The 21,917-nt window shown below is 31.0% G+C and carries 18 protein-coding genes; 6 read left to right on the top strand and 12 right to left on the bottom strand.

Going from position 1 to position 21,917, the window contains the following annotated elements:
- Positions 1-57: 57 nt before the first annotated feature.
- Together ffh and ylxM are read right to left on the bottom strand one after the other, a co-directional pair.
- Positions 58-1,401: a signal recognition particle protein gene (gene ffh / locus L992_RS06145; protein WP_047382405.1), complete on the bottom strand. Its 1,344-nt coding sequence runs from the start codon at positions 1,399-1,401 to the stop codon at positions 58-60.
- A gap of 11 nt (positions 1,402-1,412) precedes the next feature.
- The gene (gene ylxM / locus L992_RS06140) at positions 1,413-1,724 is read right to left on the bottom strand and encodes a YlxM family DNA-binding protein (protein WP_047382407.1); all 312 of its coding nucleotides are present in this window, start codon (positions 1,722-1,724) and stop codon (positions 1,413-1,415) included.
- 148 nt (positions 1,725-1,872) lie between these two features.
- On the opposite strand from ylxM, the gene folE reads away from it, so the two are divergent.
- From folE to folP, 3 genes are read left to right on the top strand one after another with little or no spacing between them, the layout of a single operon-like run.
- Positions 1,873-2,406 carry a GTP cyclohydrolase I gene (gene folE, locus L992_RS06135; RefSeq protein ID WP_369797070.1) on the top strand — a complete coding sequence of 178 codons (534 nt, stop codon included), beginning with the start codon at positions 1,873-1,875 and terminating at the stop codon, positions 2,404-2,406.
- Between the two features lie 12 nt (positions 2,407-2,418).
- A complete protein-coding gene (gene folK, locus L992_RS06130; RefSeq protein ID WP_047382411.1) occupies positions 2,419-3,240 on the top strand; it encodes a 2-amino-4-hydroxy-6-hydroxymethyldihydropteridine diphosphokinase in 822 nt (273 codons plus the stop codon).
- Positions 3,241-3,251: 11 nt separating this feature from the next.
- Positions 3,252-4,073 carry a dihydropteroate synthase gene (gene folP, locus L992_RS06125; protein ID WP_047382412.1) on the top strand — a complete coding sequence of 274 codons (822 nt, stop codon included), beginning with the start codon at positions 3,252-3,254 and terminating at the stop codon, positions 4,071-4,073.
- A 36-nt stretch (positions 4,074-4,109) separates the two neighbouring features.
- On the opposite strand, the gene L992_RS06120 is transcribed toward folP, so the two are convergent.
- The 6 genes from L992_RS06120 to L992_RS06095 all read right to left on the bottom strand — a co-directional run bounded on the left by L992_RS06120 (position 4,110) and on the right by L992_RS06095 (position 11,033).
- The gene (locus tag L992_RS06120) at positions 4,110-5,579 is read right to left on the bottom strand and encodes a uridine kinase (protein ID WP_047382414.1); all 1,470 of its coding nucleotides are present in this window, start codon (positions 5,577-5,579) and stop codon (positions 4,110-4,112) included.
- Between the two features lie 83 nt (positions 5,580-5,662).
- On the bottom strand, positions 5,663-6,619 hold the full coding sequence (locus L992_RS06115) for an ABC transporter ATP-binding protein (RefSeq protein WP_047395066.1): 957 nt from the start codon (positions 6,617-6,619) through the stop codon (positions 5,663-5,665).
- Positions 6,609-7,610, bottom strand: a complete 1,002-nt coding sequence (locus L992_RS06110; protein ID WP_047382417.1) for an ABC transporter ATP-binding protein — start codon at positions 7,608-7,610, stop codon at positions 6,609-6,611. The genes L992_RS06115 and L992_RS06110 overlap by 11 nt, the downstream gene beginning before the upstream one ends.
- Positions 7,611-7,633: 23 nt before the next feature.
- Complete coding sequence (nikC, locus tag L992_RS06105) at positions 7,634-8,518, bottom strand: nickel transporter permease (RefSeq protein WP_047382419.1); 885 nt, start codon at positions 8,516-8,518, stop codon at positions 7,634-7,636.
- A gap of 13 nt (positions 8,519-8,531) precedes the next feature.
- Complete coding sequence (nikB, locus tag L992_RS06100; RefSeq protein WP_047382421.1) at positions 8,532-9,458, bottom strand: nickel ABC transporter permease; 927 nt, start codon at positions 9,456-9,458, stop codon at positions 8,532-8,534.
- A gap of 72 nt (positions 9,459-9,530) precedes the next feature.
- On the bottom strand, positions 9,531-11,033 hold the full coding sequence (locus L992_RS06095) for a glutathione ABC transporter substrate-binding protein (protein ID WP_047382423.1): 1,503 nt from the start codon (positions 11,031-11,033) through the stop codon (positions 9,531-9,533).
- A 245-nt stretch (positions 11,034-11,278) separates the two neighbouring features.
- On the opposite strand from L992_RS06095, the gene L992_RS06090 reads away from it, so the two are divergent.
- Positions 11,279-11,740, top strand: coding sequence for a DUF2147 domain-containing protein (locus tag L992_RS06090; RefSeq protein ID WP_047382425.1), 462 nt, complete (start codon positions 11,279-11,281; stop codon positions 11,738-11,740).
- 82 nt (positions 11,741-11,822) lie between these two features.
- Here L992_RS06090 and adhE read toward each other — a convergent pair whose 3' ends face one another.
- On the bottom strand, positions 11,823-14,447 hold the full coding sequence (gene adhE / locus L992_RS06085; protein ID WP_047382427.1) for a bifunctional acetaldehyde-CoA/alcohol dehydrogenase: 2,625 nt from the start codon (positions 14,445-14,447) through the stop codon (positions 11,823-11,825).
- 229 nt (positions 14,448-14,676) lie between these two features.
- On the opposite strand from adhE, the gene L992_RS06080 reads away from it, so the two are divergent.
- Positions 14,677-16,146, top strand: coding sequence for an ATP-dependent helicase (locus L992_RS06080; RefSeq protein ID WP_047395062.1), 1,470 nt, complete (start codon positions 14,677-14,679; stop codon positions 16,144-16,146).
- Positions 16,147-16,149: 3 nt separating this feature from the next.
- Here the strand turns inward: L992_RS06080 and L992_RS06075 are convergent, their stop codons facing one another.
- Positions 16,150-17,139, bottom strand: coding sequence for a hypothetical protein (locus L992_RS06075; RefSeq protein ID WP_047395060.1), 990 nt, complete (start codon positions 17,137-17,139; stop codon positions 16,150-16,152).
- 82 nt (positions 17,140-17,221) lie between these two features.
- The gene (locus tag L992_RS06070; protein ID WP_047395057.1) at positions 17,222-19,330 is read right to left on the bottom strand and encodes a heavy metal translocating P-type ATPase; all 2,109 of its coding nucleotides are present in this window, start codon (positions 19,328-19,330) and stop codon (positions 17,222-17,224) included.
- Between the two features lie 143 nt (positions 19,331-19,473).
- Here L992_RS06070 and L992_RS06065 point away from each other — a divergent pair, with 143 nt between their 5' ends.
- Positions 19,474-20,766: an SAM-dependent methyltransferase gene (locus L992_RS06065; protein WP_081982726.1), complete on the top strand. Its 1,293-nt coding sequence runs from the start codon at positions 19,474-19,476 to the stop codon at positions 20,764-20,766.
- Here the strand turns inward: L992_RS06065 and L992_RS06060 are convergent.
- Complete coding sequence (locus tag L992_RS06060; RefSeq protein ID WP_047382437.1) at positions 20,717-21,889, bottom strand: putative manganese transporter; 1,173 nt, start codon at positions 21,887-21,889, stop codon at positions 20,717-20,719. The genes L992_RS06065 and L992_RS06060 overlap by 50 nt on opposite strands.
- Positions 21,890-21,917: the final 28 nt, after the last annotated feature.

Genomic DNA, 21,917 nt, shown 5'->3' with positions numbered 1-21,917 from the left:
ATCACTTCTCCTTCTTATATTTCTATTTTTTTATTTTTGGTATCTCTATATTTCTATTTAAAATGGAAACTTCATTCCACCTTTTCTTCCGCCCATTCCAGGAAGTTGTGGGAACTTTCCAGTTGAGAACATCTTCATCATCTCTCTCATCTGTTCAAATTGCTTCAATAATTTATTTACATCCGCTACGTCTGTTCCACTACCCTTAGCTATTCTTTGTTTACGACTAGCTTTTAATATCTCTGGCTTTTTTCTTTCCTCTTTAGTCATCGATTGAATAATGGCTTCGACCTTTTTCATCTCTTTTTCAGCTGGTGCTAAATCTCCAATTTGACCCATACCTGGAATCATTTTCAAGATACTTCCTAGCGAACCTAACTTTTTAATATTTTGTAACTGCTTTAAGAAATCATCTAAGTCAAACTTTTGAGTTCTGATTTTTTCTTCAAGAGACTTTGCATCCTCTTCTCCGATTGCTTCTTGAGCCTTTTCAACTAAAGAAACAACATCTCCCATTCCTAAAATTCTTGATGCCAATCTTTCAGGATGGAAAAGTTCTAAATCATCTATTTTCTCTCCAGTTCCAACAAATTTAATTGGTTTTCCAACTACTGATTTTACTGATAACGCAGCTCCACCTCTTGTATCTCCATCAAACTTTGTAAGTACCACTCCATCAATGCTCAGTGCATTGTTAAATGATTGTGCAAGATTTACAGCATCTTGTCCTATCATTGCATCCACTACTAAAAGAATCTCTTGAGGTCTAACAACTTTCTTAACCTCTTTTAACTCCTCCATTAGCTTCTCATCTATATGTAATCTACCAGCAGTATCTATTATTAAATACGTTGCTCCAGATTCTTTAGCTTTTTGTAAACCTCTTTCACAAATTCCTACTGCATCGTTACTTCCAATTTCAAAGTAAACTTCTGCTCCTATTTGTTGAGCTAAAACCTCTAATTGCTTCATAGCTGCAGGCCTATATATATCTGCTCCTATTAAGAAAGGTTTTTCACCTTGTTTTTTCAAGTATTTTGCTAACTTTCCTGCAAATGTTGTTTTTCCCGCTCCTTGAAGACCGGCTAACATAACTACAGTTGGGTTCTTAGCACTTTTTGTAAGTCTTGAGTTAGTTCCTCCTAAAAGTTCAATTAACTCATCGTTTACTATTTTTATAAATTGTTGTCCAGGATTAATCCCTGTTAAAACTTCTGCTCCAACAGCTTTTTCTTGGATTTTCGCAACAAACTCTTTAACAACTTTGTAGTTTACATCGGCCTCTAGTAAAGACATTCTAACTTCACGTAAAGCCTCTTTTATATTACTTTCGCTTAGTTTTCCATGACCTCTTACTTTTTTCATTATGTCTTGGAATCTATTTCCTAAATTTTCTAACATGGCCACCCCTACTAAAAGTTTTTTTCGATTATCTCTTCTAGCTTTTCAAGTTTAAAATCTTTTTTCAACTCTTTTAGCTGTGATAGTAATTCTAAATCTCTCTTATAAAATCCTATCTTCTCTTCATAATCTCTTAAAATTTTTATTCCTCTTCTTATGTTATCATAGACAGCTTGTCTAGTTACATTATACTTCTTTCCAATCTCGCTAAGAGAAAGGTCTTCCTCGAAGTGCTCTAACAAATATTCTTTTTGTCTATCACTTAAAAGATTACTATAATAGTCAAGCAGAATAGAGACTTCTAACATCTCATTCAATTCCATAATATCACCAACATATTATATCCATTCTTATATTTTTTGTCAAGCATTTTTTCTTTACAAAACTTTAAGTTTTTTTACACTTCTCTCTATGCTATAATTTAAACAAATACAAAGTTTATGAGGTGATTTAGTGAATTTAAAAAATCATATTAAAAATATAATTTTAAATATAGATAACGGGAGTGGAGTTATTTCTGAAGAAGTTATTCAAAACACTCCTGAAAGAATTGAACTCTTTTATAAAGAAATTTTTTCTGGTCTTTCTATAGACCCATACAAATTCCTAGAAAGAAAATTCCCTGTTAAAAGCAACGATCTAATAATTGAAAAAGATGTTACTTTTTACTCTATGTGCGAACATCATTTTCTTCCTTTTTTTGGAAAGATATCTATAGGATATATTCCAAACGGAGAAATCGTAGGCTTCGGAGATATTATAAAAGTTATCGAGACCTACGCTAAAAGACCTCAACTCCAAGAAAGACTGTGTGAAGAGATTGCAGAAACAATCTATAAAGGCATTAATTGCCAAGGCGTTTATGTTCTTATAGAAGCAGAGCATACTTGCATGACTATGAGAGGGGTTAAAGCATTAGGGTCTAAAGCAATAACAACATCTTCTAAAGGTATTTTTAATGAAAATAGCAATCTTAAAAATGAATTTCTTAATCTAATAAAATAACAGGAGTAAAATATGGATAAAATATATATTGAAAATTTAGAATTTATTGGTAACCACGGTGTTTTCCCAGAAGAAAAATTTCTTCAACAAAAATTTACAATCTCTGTAGAGATGGAAACTTCTACTAGAAAAGCTGGAGTAGGTGATGATTTAAATCACTCTACTCACTACGGTTTTGTATCTGAAGATATTGAAAAAGTATTTTTTTCCAAATCCTTTGATTTAATCGAAGCTCTTGCTGAAGCGATTGCAAAAGAGATTTTAATAAAATACAATTTAATTAAAACCGTTAAAGTTACAGTAAAAAAACCTTGGGCACCTATTAGAAAACATTTTGATTTTGTTGCAGTAGAGATAACTCGTTCTAGAAATAAAGCTTATCTTTCAATAGGTACAAACATCGGTAATTTAAAAGAAAATTTAGAAAATGCTATAGAGCTAATCAACAAATTGGAGTATACATCTGTAACAAAAATAAGCTCACTTTTAGAAACAGAACCTTTCGGTGATGTTATTCAAGATAATTTTTTAAATGCTTGCTTAGAAATAGAGACCCTATTCACACCTCAAGAACTTTTAAAAGAGTTATTGAGTATAGAACTAGAGTTAGGAAGAGTTAGAGAGATTAAGTGGGGGCCTAGAATTATCGATTTAGATATTCTTCTGTTTAATGATTTGATTATACAAGATGAAAATTTAGCTATTCCTCACCCTTGGATGTGTGAACGTTCTTTTGTTTTAGATCCTTTATCTGAAATTGCTCCTAATATAGTTCACCCATTAGAAAAAAAATATATATCAACACTTAAAAGAGATCTAGATAAATCTAGATAAGGAGGAGTTTTATGATTTTTTCATCATTAGGAAAAATATTTTCTTTAGAAAACAAAACATTAATTATGGGAATTTTGAATGTTACTCCAGATTCATTCTCAGACGGCGGTAAATTTGATTCTGTCAATTTGGCATTTGAACATGCTAAAAAACTGATATCAGAAGGTGCTGATATCATAGATATCGGTGGACAATCAACAAGACCCGGACATATCGAAGTAGATTTAGAAACAGAAATTAATCGAGTAGTTCCTATCATAGAAAAGATCTCAAAAGAACTTGATTGTATAATTTCAATTGATACTTACAGATACGAAGTTGCCGAAGCTGCTATAAAAGCTGGAGCTCACATTATAAATGACGTTTGGGGATTACAAAGAGATAACGGTGAAATGGCAAAAGTTGCAGCTAAATATGATTGTGTTGTAATCGCTATGCACAATCAAGACTCTAAAATCTACGACACCGACATCATATTATCTATGAAGAAATTTTTTAATAAAACTTTTAAAATTGCAGAAGAAAATGGTTTAAATATAAATAAAATTATTATAGATCCAGGAATCGGCTTCGGAAAAGGATATGAAGAGAATATCAGTGTCTTAAATAGGCTAAACGAGCTTTCTTTTATTGCCCCTATTTTACTTGGCGTATCTAAAAAAGGCTTCATTGGAAAAGATTTAACTCTTTCTCCTGATGAAAGAGTTGAAGGAACAATTGCAGTCAATACTCTCGGAATTTCAAAAGGAGCTAAAATTATTCGAGTTCACAATGTTTTAGAACATTATAAAGCTCTTTCTATCTTGGATAAAATTATCTACCAAAATATATAGAAACTGTAAAAAAGGGAGAAAATCTCCCTTTTTTTATCAATAATTATAAAAATAACTCCCACCAATAAACTCTTTTAGTATTGATTCATCCGGAACATATCTCTCTGATATCGTCGTAAAATAACTCAGCATCCGAAGAAGTCTTCTAGCTTCTTCATAATGAGGACTTGATATTTTTATTTTTATTAACTCTCTCTCCACCGCTGGTTTTAAAACTCCTATCTCATATGCTAAACTTGTATCAAATATAACATCTGCATTCTCTTGATATGGAAATATATTCTTACTCTCTCCTCTACGAACTCTATCCCACATTTCCAACGTTTCTTCTGCATCAAAATTCCTTGAAATACTATCTCTAACAATTCTTCGCATTTTTCTAACAACACTTGTTTTTATACGATTGTGGGAATCTATATTAAGTTGTGTTAAACAGCTTATATATATTTTAAAAATATGATTTTGAGCTATTCCTTCAATAAGACTATCATTTAAGCCGTGTATACCTTCTAAAATAACCAAATTATCTTTTGAAATCCTTGCTAATTCACCTTTCTCTTTCCTTTTTCCAGAGCTAAAGTCATATCTTGGTATCTCCACCTCTCTTCCAAGCATCAAATCTTTCAAATTTCTATTTAAAAGTTCAACATCTAGAGCTTTCAAAGTTTCAAAATCTTTTTTTCCATCCTCATCTAACGGAATCAAATCTCTATTTTTATAATAATCATCTAAAGAAATCATCAAAGGTTTTATTTCAGATGCCATTAGATGAAGCTTCAATCTATTACTAAATGTTGTTTTCCCAGATGAACTTGGTCCAGCTATCGTAACTATCTTGATATCTCTGTCTTCTAATATTTTTTCCGCTATTTTTGTTATCTTTGTATCGTGCAAAGTTTCATTAACTCTTATAAGTCCAACTATATCTCCACTCAAATTAATTCTATTCAAACTTCCAACACACGAAACTTCCATTATATCATTCCATTTAGAACTCTCTTTGTAAACTTTAGCTAGCTTTCTATCATCAATCATCGGTGGTATTTGTATAACCCCATTTATCTCTTTCGGAGTTTTAAATATAAACCCTTCATCATATGAATATAGCTCAAACAAATCTACACAATATGTATTATCATAAAGTTCTTCTATAAAATAACTTTTATATCCATCTAATTCGTACATAAAAAACGAAATTATTCCAGTTGTTTCTAATAACTCCTTTAAATCTAGTCGTACATTTTCTAAATTATTTTTTGTTATACGCTCTGATGTAAAATGCATTTTCTTTATCGGTTTTCCTTCTAAAACAATCTCATTCATTCTAGATTCAATTTTTTTAAGTTCCTCTTCTGAAACATAATCTCTTCCATTAATAGTTATATATACTCCATTATTTAAAGAATTTCTAAAAGTTAATTCATATTCAGGATAAATATCATTTATAGCTTTTAATAATACCAATTTAGATGTTAAATGGTATTTTCTACTCTCAAATCGTTCCATGATTCCCTCCTTTTAATAACATTAAAATAAAAATAACTCTAAAATAGTATTTAACTAAATTTAGAGTTATCCTTTTTATATTTTTAATTTTTTTCAATCAAATGACAAGCATAGAAATGTCCTGGTGAAATCTCTCTCAGTATTGGCGTTGAGTTTCCACATTCTGGAACAGCCATAGGACATCTTTTTCTAAATCTACACCCCACTCCTGGGTTTACTGGTGAAGTTATTTCTCCTTTCAATCTCTCCCTATTCATTTTGTGCTTTAAACTTGGAACAGGAATCGCCGACAATAAAGCCTTAGTATATGGATGCACCGGATTTTTGAATAACTCCTTCGCAGGAGCTTTTTCTACTAATTCCCCAAGGTACATTACTGCTATATCATCCGAGAAATGTTTTACAACCGATAGATCGTGAGTTATAAACATATATGTAAGTCCAAACTCCTCTTGTAAGTCCTTCATTAAGTTCAACACTTGAGCTTGAATAGATACATCAAGAGCTGAAACAGGCTCATCACAAACTATAAATTTAGGATTTAATGCAAGTGCTCTTGCTATTCCTATTCTCTGTCTTCTTCCTCCATCTAGCTCATGAGGATAAGTATTTGTTAGTCTTTCACTTAAACCTACCGTTTCCATAAGTTTAGATACTTTCTCTTCTAACTCTTTTTTATTCTTACACTTTTTATGTATTATTAAGGGCTCTGCTATAATCTCACTTACAGTCATTCTCGGATTTAGTGAAGCGTATGGATCTTGGAATATTATTTGCATCTCTTCTCTCAATTTAACCATTTCAGCTTTTCCATACTCTCTTATATTCTTACCTTCAAACAGAATCTCTCCATCTGTCGCTTCAAGAAGCCTCAAAACAACTCTTCCAGTTGTCGATTTTCCACAACCAGACTCTCCTACAACTCCTAAAGTTTTTCCCCTTTCAATAGAGAACGTAACTCCATCAACTGCATGTAGCAACCCTTTTGGTGTATTAAAATATTTTTTTAGGTTTTTTACCTCTAGTATTTTATCTGCCATTTCTTCCCCCTTGTAACTCAGGTACGTTTATTATACCTTCATAAGCTAAGCATTTAACTTTATGTCCATTATCATCAAAAGTTCTTGGACTTCTTTTTGAGCACTCATCTTGTGCATGTGGACATCTCGGGTGGAATCTGCAGCCCGTTGGTAAATTTGTCGGATCAGGCATCAATCCTTTTATTGGTCTTAATCTAGTTACCTCTTCATCTAAGTTAGGTATTGAGTCAAACAATCCATGAGTGTATGGATGCTTTGGATTTTCAAAAATTTCATATAAAGTTCCTGATTCTACAATCTCTCCTGCATACATTATCGCTACTTTATCACACACTTGAGCAACTACTCCTAAATCATGCGTTATTAAAATCATTGATGTTTTTAATTTTTCTTTTAAATCGTTCATCAAGTCTAGCACTTGTGCCTGAATCGTAACATCTAGAGCTGTCGTAGGTTCATCCGCTATTAAAAGTTTTGGATTACATGCCAAGGCAATAGCAATTACAACCCTTTGCTTCATTCCTCCCGAGAATTGGTGTGGATAATCATTCAATCTATTTCCTGGAATTCCTACTAATTCCAACATCTCACTTGCTTTTTCCATCGCATCTTTTGTTGAAAGCTTTTCATGTATCTGAATAACTTCAGCTATCTGATCTCCAACAGTTAAAACTGGATTTAAAGATGTCATCGGATCTTGGAAAATCATACTTATCTGTCTTCCTCTTATAGCTCTCATATCCTCTTCTGAAACTGTAAGTAAATTTCTTCCTTGGAAGAAAATCTCACCCGACAAAATCTTTCCAGGAGGATTTGGAACCAGTCTCATTATTCCTAAGGCTGTTGTACTCTTTCCAGCTCCAGTTTCTCCAACTAATCCTAATGTTTCTCCTTCATTTAATTCGATTTCCAAGTCTGTAACTGCTAAAACTTTCTCATCATTTGTTTCATAGTTTATAGATAAATTTTTTATATTTAATAATTTTTCCATTACGTTCATCTCCCCCACTGTAATTATTGTTTTAATCTCGGATCTAATGCATCTCTCAATCCATCTCCTAAAAGATTTAGTGATAGAATTGTTATCATGATTGATACTCCTGGGAATGTAGTTACCCACCATGCATATCTCAGGTATTGTCTACCTCCTGATAGCATTGATCCCCACTCTGGTGCTGGTGGTTGGATTCCTAATCCTATAAAGCTCAATCCTGCTGTCGATAATATTGCATTAGCAACCCCTAAAGTTCCTTGTACAATTACAGGTGCTAAAGAGTTAGGAATAATATGTCTGAATATTATTCTTGCGTCACTTGCTCCAATCGCTCTTGCTGCTTCGATAAACTCTTGATCTCTTATTGACAGAACAGATGCTCTTACTATTCTAGCATATCTAGGTATCGAAGAGATACTTACAGCTATCATTAAATTTAATAAATTCGGTCCTAGTGCTGATACAATTGCAATTGCTAATAATATACTAGGTACTGCTAAGAAAATATCCATTACTCTCATTATAATATTATCTAATTTACCACCATAATATCCTGCAATGGCCCCTAAAAATCCACCTGCAATTATAGCAATCCCTACAGCTAATATTCCAACTTTTAACGATACTCTAGCTCCATGAACTAATCTTGCAAAAATATCTCTTCCAAACTCATCCGTTCCTAACCAATGAGTTGATGAAGGAGGTTTTAATCTCATTCTTAAATTTTGCTTTATAACAACTTGATCATAGTTAGCTATTTGATCCGCAAATAACGCAAGTAAAACTATTATAACCAATATAACTAAACCAAACAATGCCATCTTATTTCTTTTTAAATTTTTCCATAATTCAGCCCATTGGCTTCTTTTTTTTCCAATATTTTCATTTTTTGTAGTAGTCTCCACTTTATTCACCCCTCTATTTGTATTGCGATTTTATTCTTGGATCTACATAAGCGTATAATATATCAACTGCTAAGTTTACTATACTAAACGTTACCGCCAAGAAAATTACCGATGCTAAAACTGTCGGTGTATCTTTTTGTCTAATGGCATCAACCATCATTCTTCCTACACCAGGCCATGAATAAACTGATTCTGTTAATACAGCTCCTCCTAAAAGTCCACCAAATTGTAATCCAACTACTGTTATAACTGGTATCAAAGCATTTTTTAGAGCATGCTTATTTATTACAACTTTTTCTGCTACCCCCTTAGCTCTTGCCGTTCTAATGTAGTCTTGTCTTATAACTTCTAACATAGAAGAACGAGTCATACGAGTAATTATGGCTGCCGATCCTACCCCTAATGTAATCGATGGTAAAATCAAACTTTTTAATCCATCAAATCCTCCAGAAGGTAACCATCTTAAATTTACTGAGAATGTTAAGATTAACATTAACCCTAACCAGAACACTGGCATTGATACACCTAAAAGTGCTCCTATCATACTCACGCTATCTATTAATGTATACTGTCTTGTTGCTGAAATTATCCCTAAAGGAATTCCAATGCAAACAGCTATAATTATTCCTAAAACTGCTAATATTAGTGTATTCGGGAATCTCGAGAATATCTCTCCAAATACCTCTCTTCCTGTAGTATAAGACTGTCCAAAATTTCCTACTACTGCATTTTTAACAAATCTGATATATTGAACTATAAATGGATCATTCAATCCCATCTCTGCTCTCAATTGAGCTACAGCTTCCCTAGGAGCACTTTCTCCTAAGATAAGTTGTGCTGGATCTCCTGGTGTAAATGACATTATTGTAAATACTAGAAACGATACTCCTAACAATACTGGTATTAGTAACAGTATTCTTTTTAATATATACTTGTGCATGTGTATCCCCCTTTATTTGCTTTATACTAGAAAGGAAACCAAAAGGTTTCCTTTCTAAATTTTATTTATATGTTATTTTGTTTTGTACGCTCCGTATATTTTATGATGTCCTGCTGGGTGCATTTGGAATCCTTCAACAGTTTTTTGCTTTCCTATATTTTGAGTTGTATAAGCTATTGTAAATATAGGTGCATCCTCTTGAATTATTTCTTGAGCTTCATAGTAATACGCTTTTCTTTCTTCTGGATTTGTTGAATTTTTTGCTTTTGTTAATAATTCATCAACTTTTGGATTTTCATAGAATGATCTATTTCCTGCTCCACCTTTATTTGCAGAGTTAAATAAAGGCTCTAATCCATAATCAGCATCTCCTGTTACAGAAACCCATCCTAAAATAAACATATCGTGCTCTCCTCTTGCTGTTCCATCTAAGTATGCTCCCCATTCAAGAGTTTCAATAGTTACATCTATTCCAACTTGTTTTAATTGATCTTGAGCTATTACAGCTATATCTCTTCTTGTAGGATTATCATTTGTCCATAACTTTAACTTTAATCCCTTTTCATATCCAGCTTCTTTTAATAACTCTTTTGCTTTTTCAGGATTATAATCGTACCCTTTTGCATTAGGATTATAGCCAAATACTTTTGGTCCTATTGGCGAGTTTGCTTTTGCTCCTGACCCTTGGTATGCAACATCAATTATATCTTGTACATTTAAAGCATAAGAAATTGCTTGTCTTACTTTTTTATCTTTTAACGCTTCTTTATTCACGTTAAACCCTATGTATGCCATTGATAACGATGGTTCCTCCACATAATCTAAAGTTGGTAACGATTTTACCATCTCTTTATCCACAGGTTCTAAATCATATGCGATATCAACTTCACCAGTCTCTAATCCTATTGTTCTATTTGTTCCTTCAACTATACTTCTAAAAATTACTTTTTCAGTTGGAGCTTTTCCTAAATAATATTCAGGATTTGCTTGAAGAGTTATTCTATCTCCAGCTTGCCAACTAACAAATTTATAAGGTCCTGTTCCTACTGGATTTTGACCATAAGCTGAACCACCTTTTTCAACTGCCTCTCTATTTAAAATCGATGCAGCTGTATGTGATAGATGACTTAATAAGGCACCAAACGGTTTATCTGTTTTTATTCTTACTGTATTATCGTCCACTACTTCAACTGAATCAATGGCTTTAATTATATGTGATACTTGAGGTGATGATTTCATTCTATCTAACGTGAACTTTACATCATCCGCTGTTAGAGGTTCTCCATTATGGAACTTTACACCTTTTCTTAATTTAAATTCAGTTGTTGTATCATCAATTTGAGTCCAACTTTCAGCTAAACCAGGAATTATATTCATATTGATATCTTGTTTTACTAATGAATCATAGATTTGTCCTGCCACTCTAGAAGATGGTTGATCATTTGTTGCATGAGGATCTAAAACTTTCGCATCAGCTCCTTGCGCTACAATCAAAGTATCTTTACTTGCTACTGCATTTAAACTATTTCCTAAAAATATTGCTAAAGCACTTAATAAAAGTATTTTTTTCTTCATTTTTATCCCCCTATAGTTTTTTTTGTTTAATTTTAAGATTTTATTTTTTTAATATTCTTAATAAAATATAACCTTTTATATCGTACAAATCAAATTTATTTAATAAATGAGCTCCATTTAAAAAATAAATTTTTTCAATATTACTGAAAAAAGAAAAAATATTTTTATTTTGTTCTTTTTTTCGGTATTGATTTATTTAATTACACCTGTTATAATATAAAAAATAAAATTTTGGAGGATTTATAATGAAAAAATTATTTTTACTATTAACTTTAATTTTCAGTTCTTTAACTTTCTCAAAAGAAGAGGATATCTCTGGAAAATGGATTACCGAAAAAGCTAAAAACGGAAACCAAATAATCGTTGAATTTTACAAAGTAGAAAATAAGTATTTTGGAAAAATTAATGAGCTAACTATCCCAGTTTATGAGAAAGGTCACAAATTAGAAGGACAAATGAAACTAGATTTAGCTAACTCTGATGAAAATTTAAAATCAAGACCTTTAGTTGGTATAAACTTCGTTAGTGAATTCACATACAACCCTGAAAAAGATAGATTTGAAAACGGGTTCATCTACAATCCAGAAAATGGAAAAACATACTACTGCTCAATTTCCTTTAAAGATGCTAATACTATCATTGTTAAAGGAAGCTTAGATAAATCTGGACTAATTGGTTCTAAACAAACTTGGACAAAAATTAAATAATCTTTATTATAAGTAAAACCTCCTAATTTCTTAGGAGGTTTTTACTTTTTATACGACTAAATTTAATTAAGGTGGCTAAATTTTATTTTGCTTTTTTTTCTACTTTTTCTTCGCTCTTTTTTTGCATAGCTAAATACTTCTCTGGTCCATAGTAAGCTCTTAAGTACATCTCTTTTAAGTCGCTCATTAATGGATATCTAGGGTTTGCACCTGTACATTGGTCATCGAATGCATCCTCTACCATTTGATCTAATTTAGCTAAGTATTCTTGCTCAGAAATTCCGTATTCTGCAATTGTTGATTTTATTCCAATTTCAGCTTTTAATTCTGCTAATTTCTTTCTTAATAACTTAGCTTTCTCTTCTGGAGTTTCAGTTCCTTTTGTTAATCCTAAGTAGTCAGCTAATTTTGCATAACGCTCTTTTGCGTTAGGATATTTATATTGTGCAAATCCTGCCATCTTGAATGGTTTATCAGTTGCATTAAATCTAATTACTTCATCTAATAATAAAGCGTTTGCTACTCCATGTGGTAAGTGGAAAGCTGCCCCTAATTTATGAGCCATTGAGTGACATATTCCTAAGAATGCATTCGAGAATGCCATTCCAGCCATACAAGATGCGTTTGCCATCTTTTCTTTAGCTTTTACTGCTGTCGCTCCTCCTTTTACAGATTCTGGAAGATATTTAAATGTTAATCTTGTAGCTTCTAATGCTAATGGATTAGTAAATTCTGAAGCTAATACTGATACATATGCTTCTACAGCATGTGTTACAACGTCTATTCCTGATGCTGCTGTTAATCCAGCTGGCATTGATAACATTAATTGAGGATCTACTACTGCTACATTTGGTGTAATTTCGTAGTCAGCTAGAGGATATTTTACTCCTGTAGCATCATCAGTTATAACTGCGAATGGAGTTACTTCTGATCCTGTTCCTGCTGAAGTTGCTACTGCCCAGAACTCAGCTTTCTCTCCCATTTTAGGGAATTTAACTATTCTCTTTCTAATATCCATGAATGTCATAGCTAAATCTTTGAAGTTTACAGATGGGTGCTCATACATAACCCACATAATCTTAGCAGCATCCATTGCTGATCCTCCACCAAGAGCGATGATTACGTCTGGATTGTATCCTCTCATTAATTCTGCACCTTTTTCAACTACACTTAAAGTTGGATCAGCTTGTACATCTGAGAACACTCTGAAATCTACTCCGATATTTTCTAAAACTGTAGTTATATGATCTGTATATCCTAATGTAGCTAATTGTTGGTCAGTTACGATTACAGCTTTTTTCTTTCCTTTTAACTCTTCTAAAGCTACAGGAAGAGATCCGAATTTGAAGTAAACTCTTTCAGGAATTCTAAACCATAACATATTTTCTCTCCTTTTAGCAACTGTTTTTATATTGATTAAGTGTTTAACTCCAACGTTTTCAGAAACAGCGTTTCCTCCCCACGATCCACATCCTAAAGTTAATGATGGTGCTAATTTGAAGTTAAATACATCTCCGATTGCTCCTTGAGCTGCTGGCATGTTGATTAATGTTCTACCAGTTTTCATTGTTTGTCCAAATAAATCAATTTTATCTTTAGCAATTAATTCATCTGCGTATAGAACTGAAGTATGTCCCATTCCTCCTAATTCGATTAATCTGTCAGCTTTCTTTAAAGCATCTTCAAAATTAGTAGCTTTGTACATTGCTAATACTGGAGATAACTTTTCATGAGAGAATGATTCTTCTAACTCTACTGATTCAACTTCTCCGATTATTACCTTTGTAGTTTCAGGAACATTTACTCCTGCCATTTTAGCTATTTTATATGCTGATTGTCCTACGATATCTCCATTTAAGTGTCCATCGATAACTATTGTTTTTCTTACTTTATCTACTTCTTCACCTTTTAAGATGTAAGCATTTCTTGCTGCAAACTCCTCTTTTACTTTATCATAGATTGACGCTGGTATGATTACTGCTTGCTCAGATGCACAAATAACTCCGTTATCAAATGTCTTAGATAATAAGATTGAGTTTACTGCCATTTTTATATGAGCAGTTTCATCGATGATTACTGGTGTATTTCCAGCTCCAACTCCGATTGCAGGTGTTCCTGACGAGTAAGCAGCTTTAACCATTCCTGGTCCTCCAGTTGCTAATATAAGATCCGCCATCTTCATTAAATCATTTGAAGCTTGAACTGAAGGTTCTGCTATCCATCCGATTATATCTTTTGGTGCTCCAGCTTTTACTGCTGCTTCTAAAACTATTCTAGCAGCTTCTATAGTTGCATTTTTTGCTCTTGGGTGTGGAGAAAAAATGATTGCATTTCTTGTTTTTAAAGCTAATAAAGCTTTGAATATTGCAGTTGATGTTGGGTTAGTTGTAGGAACGATTCCTGCAATAACTCCGATTGGCTCAGCTATTTTTTGTACTCCGTAAGCCATATCTTCTTCTATTACTCCACAAGTTTTTGTATCCTTGTATGAGTTATAAATATATTCTGAAGCAAAGTGATTTTTTATAACTTTATCTTCAACAATTCCCATTCCAGTTTCTTCTACTGCCATTTTAGCTAATTTTATTCTAGCATTATTTGCAGCTAATGAAGCTTCTCTAAAGATTTCATCTACTTTTTCTTGTGTAAATTTAGCATATTCTTTTTGAGCTAATCTTACTTTTTCTATTGTATTTATTAGTGTCATAAACCATCACTCCTTTGTGAATTTTTATTTTATAATGCTAGTATACTTGTGTTTTAGTGTTTTTAAAAATATTTTTTTGCCTACTTTTCAAATTTTTAACCATCACTTTTTAACCATTTTGCAATTGTCAAACCATGATTCAACTTTTTTTTATTTATATTAGCTTTTTTTATTTTTTTGAAGTATATTGTATTAAGCTTTGATTTTTCTAGGAAGGAGTATATCTAAAATGAAAGAAAACTATTTAAAAAATGTATGTTTAAAAGAATTGAATCTTTCTAATAATTTTGAAAATCTTCTAATTTCTAATCTAAATTTTGAGCAATTAATTGCCGTAAAAAGTTTAAATGGAAATTTTTTAGTCCTTGCTGGTGCAGGTTCTGGTAAAACTAGAGTTATTATTTACAGAGCACTTTTGTTACTTAAATTACAAATTCCACCCAAAAATATTTTAATTCTAACATTTACAAGAAAAGCTATCAATGAAATTAAAGAGAGAATTCAAGCTTTTATTCCTGATTCAAATATAAACATTGAAACTTTTCACTCTTTAGCCTATAAGTCACTTAAAAAGTATACTCAAAATAAAAACTTTCAAATTTTAACTTCTGATAACGCGCTCGAGTTTGCTAACTCCTCTATTTATTATACTCAGATTTCAAAATTTTTGACTAAAGATGAAATTATAAAATGTACTACTTCTATAAAAGATAGATATACCGAATCATTTTTTTTCAAAAGCTTAAATAAAACTTCTAAAAATATTTTATTAAATTTTTTTAATGATATAAACCTCCGAAAAAAACAAACAAATTTCTACACTTTTGATGACCTACTAAACGCATTCTATAAACAGCTTCATTTAAATATAATCCCTACAGATTTTAAATATATTATGATTGATGAATATCAGGATACAGATTCTATTCAAGTAGATATCTTAAAAATATTTTCAAAAAATAGTTTCATTATGGCTGTAGGAGATGATTATCAAAGCATATACAGTTTTAAAGGAGCCTCTACAGAAAATATTCAAAATTTCTCCAATGATTTCAATGACAGTAAAACTTTTATTTTAAAAGAAAACTATCGATGTTCAAAAAATATTTTAAATCTATCTAATGAATTTGCTAAGTGCTTACGCTACTCTTTTAGAAAAACTTTAACAACAAAAAATACTTCTGACTTTTTACCTACACTCAATATTTTTAAAAATCATACTGACGAGATAAATTTTATAATATCTCAAATAAAAAAAATTTTATCCTCTGATTTATCATCAAATATAGTTATTCTTTTCCGAAACTATATTCATATGGAAAACATTATAAAATTTTTTAATGAAAATAATCTTACTTTTAATATCACTCAAAATATTTTTTTAGAAAACATCTTCAAAGATCTATCTTTTAATGAAAATAGTCGAGTAACTTTATCAACTATACACAGCTCTAAAGGTTTAGAGTGGGATTATGTTTTTATTCCACTTCTTCTAGATGGAATTATTCCAACCTCCATGGGAAGCGAGATTAATATAGAAGAAGAGAAAAGATTATTTTATGTTGCTATAACCAGAGCTAAAAAAGAGCTTATACTCACTTATCCTCTGAATTTTTATAACTCATGTGGATTTTTTTCTAAGCCTTCCCCTTTTATAAATAATATTGATTCTATTTTTTTCAATATAAAAAGAGGGTAGTATCTACCCTCTCCTAAATTCAATTATAAATTTCTCTATCCCAATACTCTCTTCTATTCCACCACTTTTTACTGAGTGCTCCACTTTTAATAGATTTTCTATAGACTTCAATAAAAATTCCTCATTAAATGAAGACATATACTTCAATTTTAAAAATATAGGATATTCTCTCATCATTCCTCTTGACGTTTTAAAATATTTTTTGATTTTTTCATAGCTTGATGCTTTAAACTCATTATATGATATATTAGCTCTTAACTCACCAGATTTTTTCAATCCAACTAGTTTCAGCGCCAAATTAAGCTCCTCTGTCATTAAATATAAAAATAGCATATACTCTTTTGTTTTCTTTAAATATTCTATAAGTATGCTAATATTATCAGTTATCATGAAGTCTTCAACCAATTTTTTTAAATTATACTCATCACTTACTGATAATATTGGTAATATTTCTTCTAAAATAAAAGTTTTTCCGTTTAAAAAACTCTTTATCTTCTCGACTTCATTTTTCACTTTAAAAAAGTCATCACCTAAAACTTCTGCTAACTTCTCTGATTCATACTCTGAAATTTGTAATTCCTTCTCTATATAAAAATGTATTCCTTTTTTTTCCAAGGCTTTTCTTGCAACTATAGTTTGGCCAAGTTTCTCTGCATTTGTTAAAACTCTTTTTCCAACTTCGTTTATTGCTTTTCCATAGTCATTTAACTCCTCTTCATAGACAACTATAACCTCTTTTTTAGTTAAATCGTAATCTCCAACAATCTTAAGAAGATTATCTAACTTTTTAGATTTATCTGCTCTTTTTAAAACAATCATCTCTTTTGCTACAAACATTGAGTTAATCGATATACTCTCTAAAAATTGTTCCTCCTCTCCTTGAGAGGCATCATAAATTTTAATTGGAATATGAGGATTTGATTTTTTTATTTTTTCCACTAACTCTTCATATTTTAATGGAAGCGGGGTATCACCATAAATAAAATAAAACATCTCTACCACCTTTTGATTTTTTTATATATTATAACATAAAAAATAAAAGAGAGGCTAGCTCTCTTTTATTTCATTAAAACCATTAGTCTTTCTTTGTTAAAATTTTTGATGCATTTAAAACTGCTAAAACTGATACTCCTACATCGGCAAAAATAGCTAACCATAAGTTTGCAATTCCTAAAACTCCTAGTACCATAACAACTATTTTTACTCCCAAAGCGAATCCAACATTTTCAATAACAACCTGATGATTTTTTCTTCCTAAATTTAAAGCTTCTAGAACTTTATAAGGATCATCATTCATTAAAACTATGTCTGAACTTTCAATAGCTATATCACTACCTATTTTCCCCATAGATATTCCTATATCCGCCATTGCTAAAACAGGGGCATCATTTATTCCATCTCCAACAAAAATAGTTCCTTTTTTACTTTTAGCTTTTATCTCTTCAAGTTTTGAAACTTTATCTTGTGGTAATAAATTTGTACATATTTTATCGTCATCAATTCCTAAAGCTTCTCCTATATATCTTCCTGTTTTTAGATTATCCCCTGTCAACATATATACATTTATTCCTTGAGCATTTAACTCGTCAATTGTTTTTCTTGATGTCTCTTTAATCTCATCCTCAACAATTACTCTTCCAAGAAGTTCAGAATCCACTGCGATATACACAACCGTCCCAAAATCTTCTGCTAAATCAATCGCTATATTATGGCTCTCTAAAAACTTTCTACTTCCTACTAATATCTCTTTTCCACAATAAAGGGCATTTACTCCATAACCTGCTTTTTCATTATGCCCTTGAATATCCCATTCAGAAACTTCAACACTACCATAGTTTAATATAGCTTTTCCTATTGGATGATTTGAATAAAACTCTCCAGCCTTGGCATACTCTAACAATTCATTCTCTGTTCCTTTGAAAACTTCAACTGCCGTTACCTTAAATCTTCCTTTTGTTAAAGTTCCTGTTTTATCAAATACAACAGTATCAATATTTTTTAATCTTTCTAGATAGTTTCCACCCTTAATCAAAATTCCCTCTTTCGATCCTTTCCCTATAGAACTAAAGAATGTTAAAGGAACTGAAAGCACAAGAGCGCAAGGGCAAGATATAACTAAAAATATCAATGCTCTACTAAACCATAACTTAAAGTTACCATCATACATCAATGGAACTAAAACTGCAATTAAAATAGATAGTGTAACTACAATCGGTGTATAATATCTAGCAAACTTTGTTATAAACTTTTCTGCATGTGCTTTTTTACTTCCTGCACTCTCTACCATCTCAATTATTCTACTTACAGTTGATTGAGAATATAACTTAGTCACTTTAAACTCTATTGTTCCATTTATATTTATCGATCCACTTAAAACTTCGCTTCCAATCTCCCCTATTACAGGAACTGATTCCCCTGTTAATGCAGATTTATCCAGTGTCGTATTTCCTAAAGTAATAACACCATCTAAAGGAACTCTCTCTCCTGGTTTAACAATTAAAATATCTCCAACATTAACTTTTGAAGGATCAACAACTTCTACTGTACCATTTTTATTTTTTAAGTTTGCAAACTCTGGCTTTATACTCATCAGTTTTTCTATTGATTTTTTAGAGTTATTTACAGCCATCTCTTGGAAATATTCTCCTATTTTATAAAATATCATAACTCCCGCTGCTTCTCCAAACTCTCCTAATGCAAGTGCACCAATAGTTGCAATACTCATCAAGAAATTCTCATCTAAAAACTTTCCTCTTTTAATATTTTTAAAAGCATTCAGTAGAATATCATAACCTGACAATCCATAAGCTATAACTAATATTATATCTTTTTGTAAACTTTTAGGTAAAGTTAAACCAACTATAAATAAAGTTATCCCAACTGTGAGAATTATTAAATCTATTTTTGATAAGATATCTCCCGACGATGAATGAGTATGATTATGTAAATGCTCATCTAACTCTTCCTCTTTTAAATATGTTCCTGGCTCAACTTTATCTGCAATCTCATTTATTTTTTTTAAAAGACTCTTTTCATCTGTTTCTTCAACTAAAGTAAACTTAACTTTCTTAGTGTAAAAATCCACATTGACATCTTTTATTTCTTTCACTTTATCTAATTCATATTGAATCTTTGAAGCACATCCTCCACAATGAAGGTTTACAATCTCATACTCTCTTTTCATGTGTCATCTCCTTTTAAGGTATATACCAATACCCCCTATATCTATAATCTAAAATATCATAATTTATCTCTTTTGTCAAAATTTTTTTGAATATTTCTAACTTAAATAGTATAATATAAATTATTGAAAAAAAGGAGTCTGGTATGAAATACAATATTGATGACATTTTAAATATTTTTATCGAAAATATTAATAGTAACAAATTTATTAGAGCTATCTTTTCAAATCCAACAAAAGAAAACCCTTATAAAAAAATAAATTTAAAACCCGTTGAAATAAAAGGAGAACTTTTTATTCAAATTGAAAGTTTTAAAGATAACAAAGCTTTTCACAAAAATTACACACTAGATGAATGCTTTGATCATTTAAAAGATATTACAGAAAGTTTCAAACAAATTCTTATATCTGCAACAGAAGAAGAGATTCAGGTCTTACAAAACAAAAAAGGATTTTCTCTAAAAAGAAAGAGTGTTATAGGAAAAAAAATTGAACTTTCTCATAACAAACAAAAAAACTATATTCTTCAAGACAATACACCAATTCCATTTTTAATAAAATTAGGTGTTATGTCTGAATCAGGTAAAGTTACTAAAGAGAGATTTAATAAATTTAGACAGATCAATAGATATTTAGAGTTTATCGAAGATACTTTAAAAGAGTTACAAGAAAAAAATCTAATTCAAAATAGTATGAAGATCGTTGATTTTGGTTGTGGAAAATCATATTTAACTTTTGCTCTTTACCACTATTTAAAAAATGTTAAAAATTTAGATATCGAAGTAATTGGTTTAGATTTAAAAGAGGATGTAATCACTCACTGTAACTCGATTGCTCAAGAGTTAGAGTTCAACAATCTAAAATTTTTAAAAGGAGATATCAAAGAGTTTCATGAGTTCGATAATGTTGATATGATATTCTCTTTACATGCTTGTAACAATGCAACTGATTACTCTATTTTAAAAGGATTAGAACTTGGGGCAAAAGCTATTCTTGCTGTTCCATGCTGCCAATCTGAAATAAATCAAAAAATTGATAAATCTTCTACCACAGAGATAAAAGGTGTGCTTTCACCTTTCGGAAATCACGGAATCTTACAGGAAAGATTTAGTTCCCTAGCTACAGATGCTTTAAGAGCTTTATCTTTAGAACTTTGTGGATTCAATACAAAAGTTATGGAGTTTATAGACATGGAGCACACACCTAAAAATATCCTTATTAAGGCTATTAAAGGTAATCCAACAGAGGAAAAGTTAACTCTAAAAAGAGAGGAATATAATAGATATATACAATTTTTAGGAGTTAATCCGCTTTTAGATAATCTACTTAAAACTATTTTAAAAAATAAACAAATAAAAAAGACGGAAAATAAAATCCGTCTTTTTTATTTTATCTTTCTAAAATGTATAGTATGCCTCCTACTAATAGAGCTGGAATAACATTATATAACGTAACCATAAATGCCGATTTCTTACTCAATGCCAGAAGTGGAAATAAGGCATCACCATCATTACAGATTGCATTAGCTGCTAATGCTGAAAAAGGTATCGCTCCTGATATATAAAGTGCTGCTAAAAGAATTTGAGGACCACATCCTGGAATCAATCCTATTAAAATTGCCATAATCACAACTAAAAAACCACCGCTATCTAAAATATTTTTTAATACAATCTCTCCACCTATATAATTCAAAAATATTTCATAGCTAAAAAAAGCTACAAAAACCCAACTCACTAAAAAAGCGACTTCCTCTGCTGTATGAATTAAAGTCTCTTTTAGTGATCCCAATTTGCTTTCTGTTTTATCAAAATCACTTCCTTTTACAAGTTTCCTACTCAAAAATGTATAAAAAATACAAAGAAAAGTTCCTAAAAAAGCTATAATTTCAATTAGATTTAAATCGCCTTCATGCTCTACATGAGAGTGCCCCTCTAAAAGATGCTCAATTGCAAAAGGAGTTGAAACTATAACTAAAATCCAAAATATTTTATACCAAACTGTGTGTGTCAACAAATATATCTCTTTTATATCAGATTTTCTATGTAAAACTTTATCAACTATATCACCCTTTTTGTGAGCTATATGATTATGAATTTTGTGTCCACTTTCTTCGTTTACAAAACCACTTTCCGAAGTCTGATTAAAATCTTTATTCATAACTATATTTTCACCAACTCCAAATCGGTCTATCAGCAATCCAGAAACTATTCCAACCACTCCGCTTATCAATAATATTTTAAAATACGCTGTAATATTTCCAACAATTAAAACAAAAGCAGCATCCCCCATTGTTGTTATAAAAGCTGCAACTAGCGCTCCAAAACTAATCTTACCCAAAATAAAAAGTGGTACTACAACTATAGCTCCTCCACATCCAGGAATTAATCCCAAAAGAGCAGATAAATACACACCATTTTTACTACTTTTTTCCAATAGTTTTATTACAACTCCATTAAATTTATAATCTATAATCCCCATAGTCAAAATAGATAACGATACAAATACTCCAACTTTAAAAAAGGCATCTACTCCAGCTGAGTAAATTATATGATACAATTCCATCTTCTCACCTCGTATAAATATTTTCTTC

This window comes from Cetobacterium sp. ZOR0034 (genome assembly GCF_000799075.1).
Lineage (GTDB): Bacteria > Fusobacteriota > Fusobacteriia > Fusobacteriales > Fusobacteriaceae > Cetobacterium_A.
This window is presented reverse-complemented; position numbering and strand designations above follow the sequence as displayed.

Bases quoted from the DNA above. Each gene is read 5' to 3' on its own strand.
- ffh (WP_047382405.1), bottom strand. From the start codon at position 1,401: ATGTTAGAAAATTTAGGAAATAGATTCCAAGACATAATGAAAAAAGTA.
- ylxM (WP_047382407.1), bottom strand. From the start codon at position 1,724: ATGGAATTGAATGAGATGTTAGAAGTCTCTATTCTGCTTGACTATTAT.
- folK (WP_047382411.1), top strand. From the start codon at position 2,419: ATGGATAAAATATATATTGAAAATTTAGAATTTATTGGTAACCACGGT.
- folP (WP_047382412.1), top strand. From the start codon at position 3,252: ATGATTTTTTCATCATTAGGAAAAATATTTTCTTTAGAAAACAAAACA.
- L992_RS06120 (WP_047382414.1), bottom strand. From the start codon at position 5,579: ATGGAACGATTTGAGAGTAGAAAATACCATTTAACATCTAAATTGGTA.
- L992_RS06115 (WP_047395066.1), bottom strand. From the start codon at position 6,619: ATGGCAGATAAAATACTAGAGGTAAAAAACCTAAAAAAATATTTTAAT.
- L992_RS06110 (WP_047382417.1), bottom strand. From the start codon at position 7,610: ATGGAAAAATTATTAAATATAAAAAATTTATCTATAAACTATGAAACA.
- nikB (WP_047382421.1), bottom strand. From the start codon at position 9,458: ATGCACAAGTATATATTAAAAAGAATACTGTTACTAATACCAGTATTG.
- L992_RS06095 (WP_047382423.1), bottom strand. From the start codon at position 11,033: ATGAAGAAAAAAATACTTTTATTAAGTGCTTTAGCAATATTTTTAGGA.
- L992_RS06090 (WP_047382425.1), top strand. From the start codon at position 11,279: ATGAAAAAATTATTTTTACTATTAACTTTAATTTTCAGTTCTTTAACT.
- adhE (WP_047382427.1), bottom strand. From the start codon at position 14,447: ATGACACTAATAAATACAATAGAAAAAGTAAGATTAGCTCAAAAAGAA.
- L992_RS06080 (WP_047395062.1), top strand. From the start codon at position 14,677: ATGAAAGAAAACTATTTAAAAAATGTATGTTTAAAAGAATTGAATCTT.
- L992_RS06075 (WP_047395060.1), bottom strand. From the start codon at position 17,139: ATGTTTTATTTTATTTATGGTGATACCCCGCTTCCATTAAAATATGAA.
- L992_RS06070 (WP_047395057.1), bottom strand. From the start codon at position 19,330: ATGAAAAGAGAGTATGAGATTGTAAACCTTCATTGTGGAGGATGTGCT.
- L992_RS06065 (WP_081982726.1), top strand. From the start codon at position 19,474: ATGAAATACAATATTGATGACATTTTAAATATTTTTATCGAAAATATT.
- L992_RS06060 (WP_047382437.1), bottom strand. From the start codon at position 21,889: ATGGAATTGTATCATATAATTTACTCAGCTGGAGTAGATGCCTTTTTT.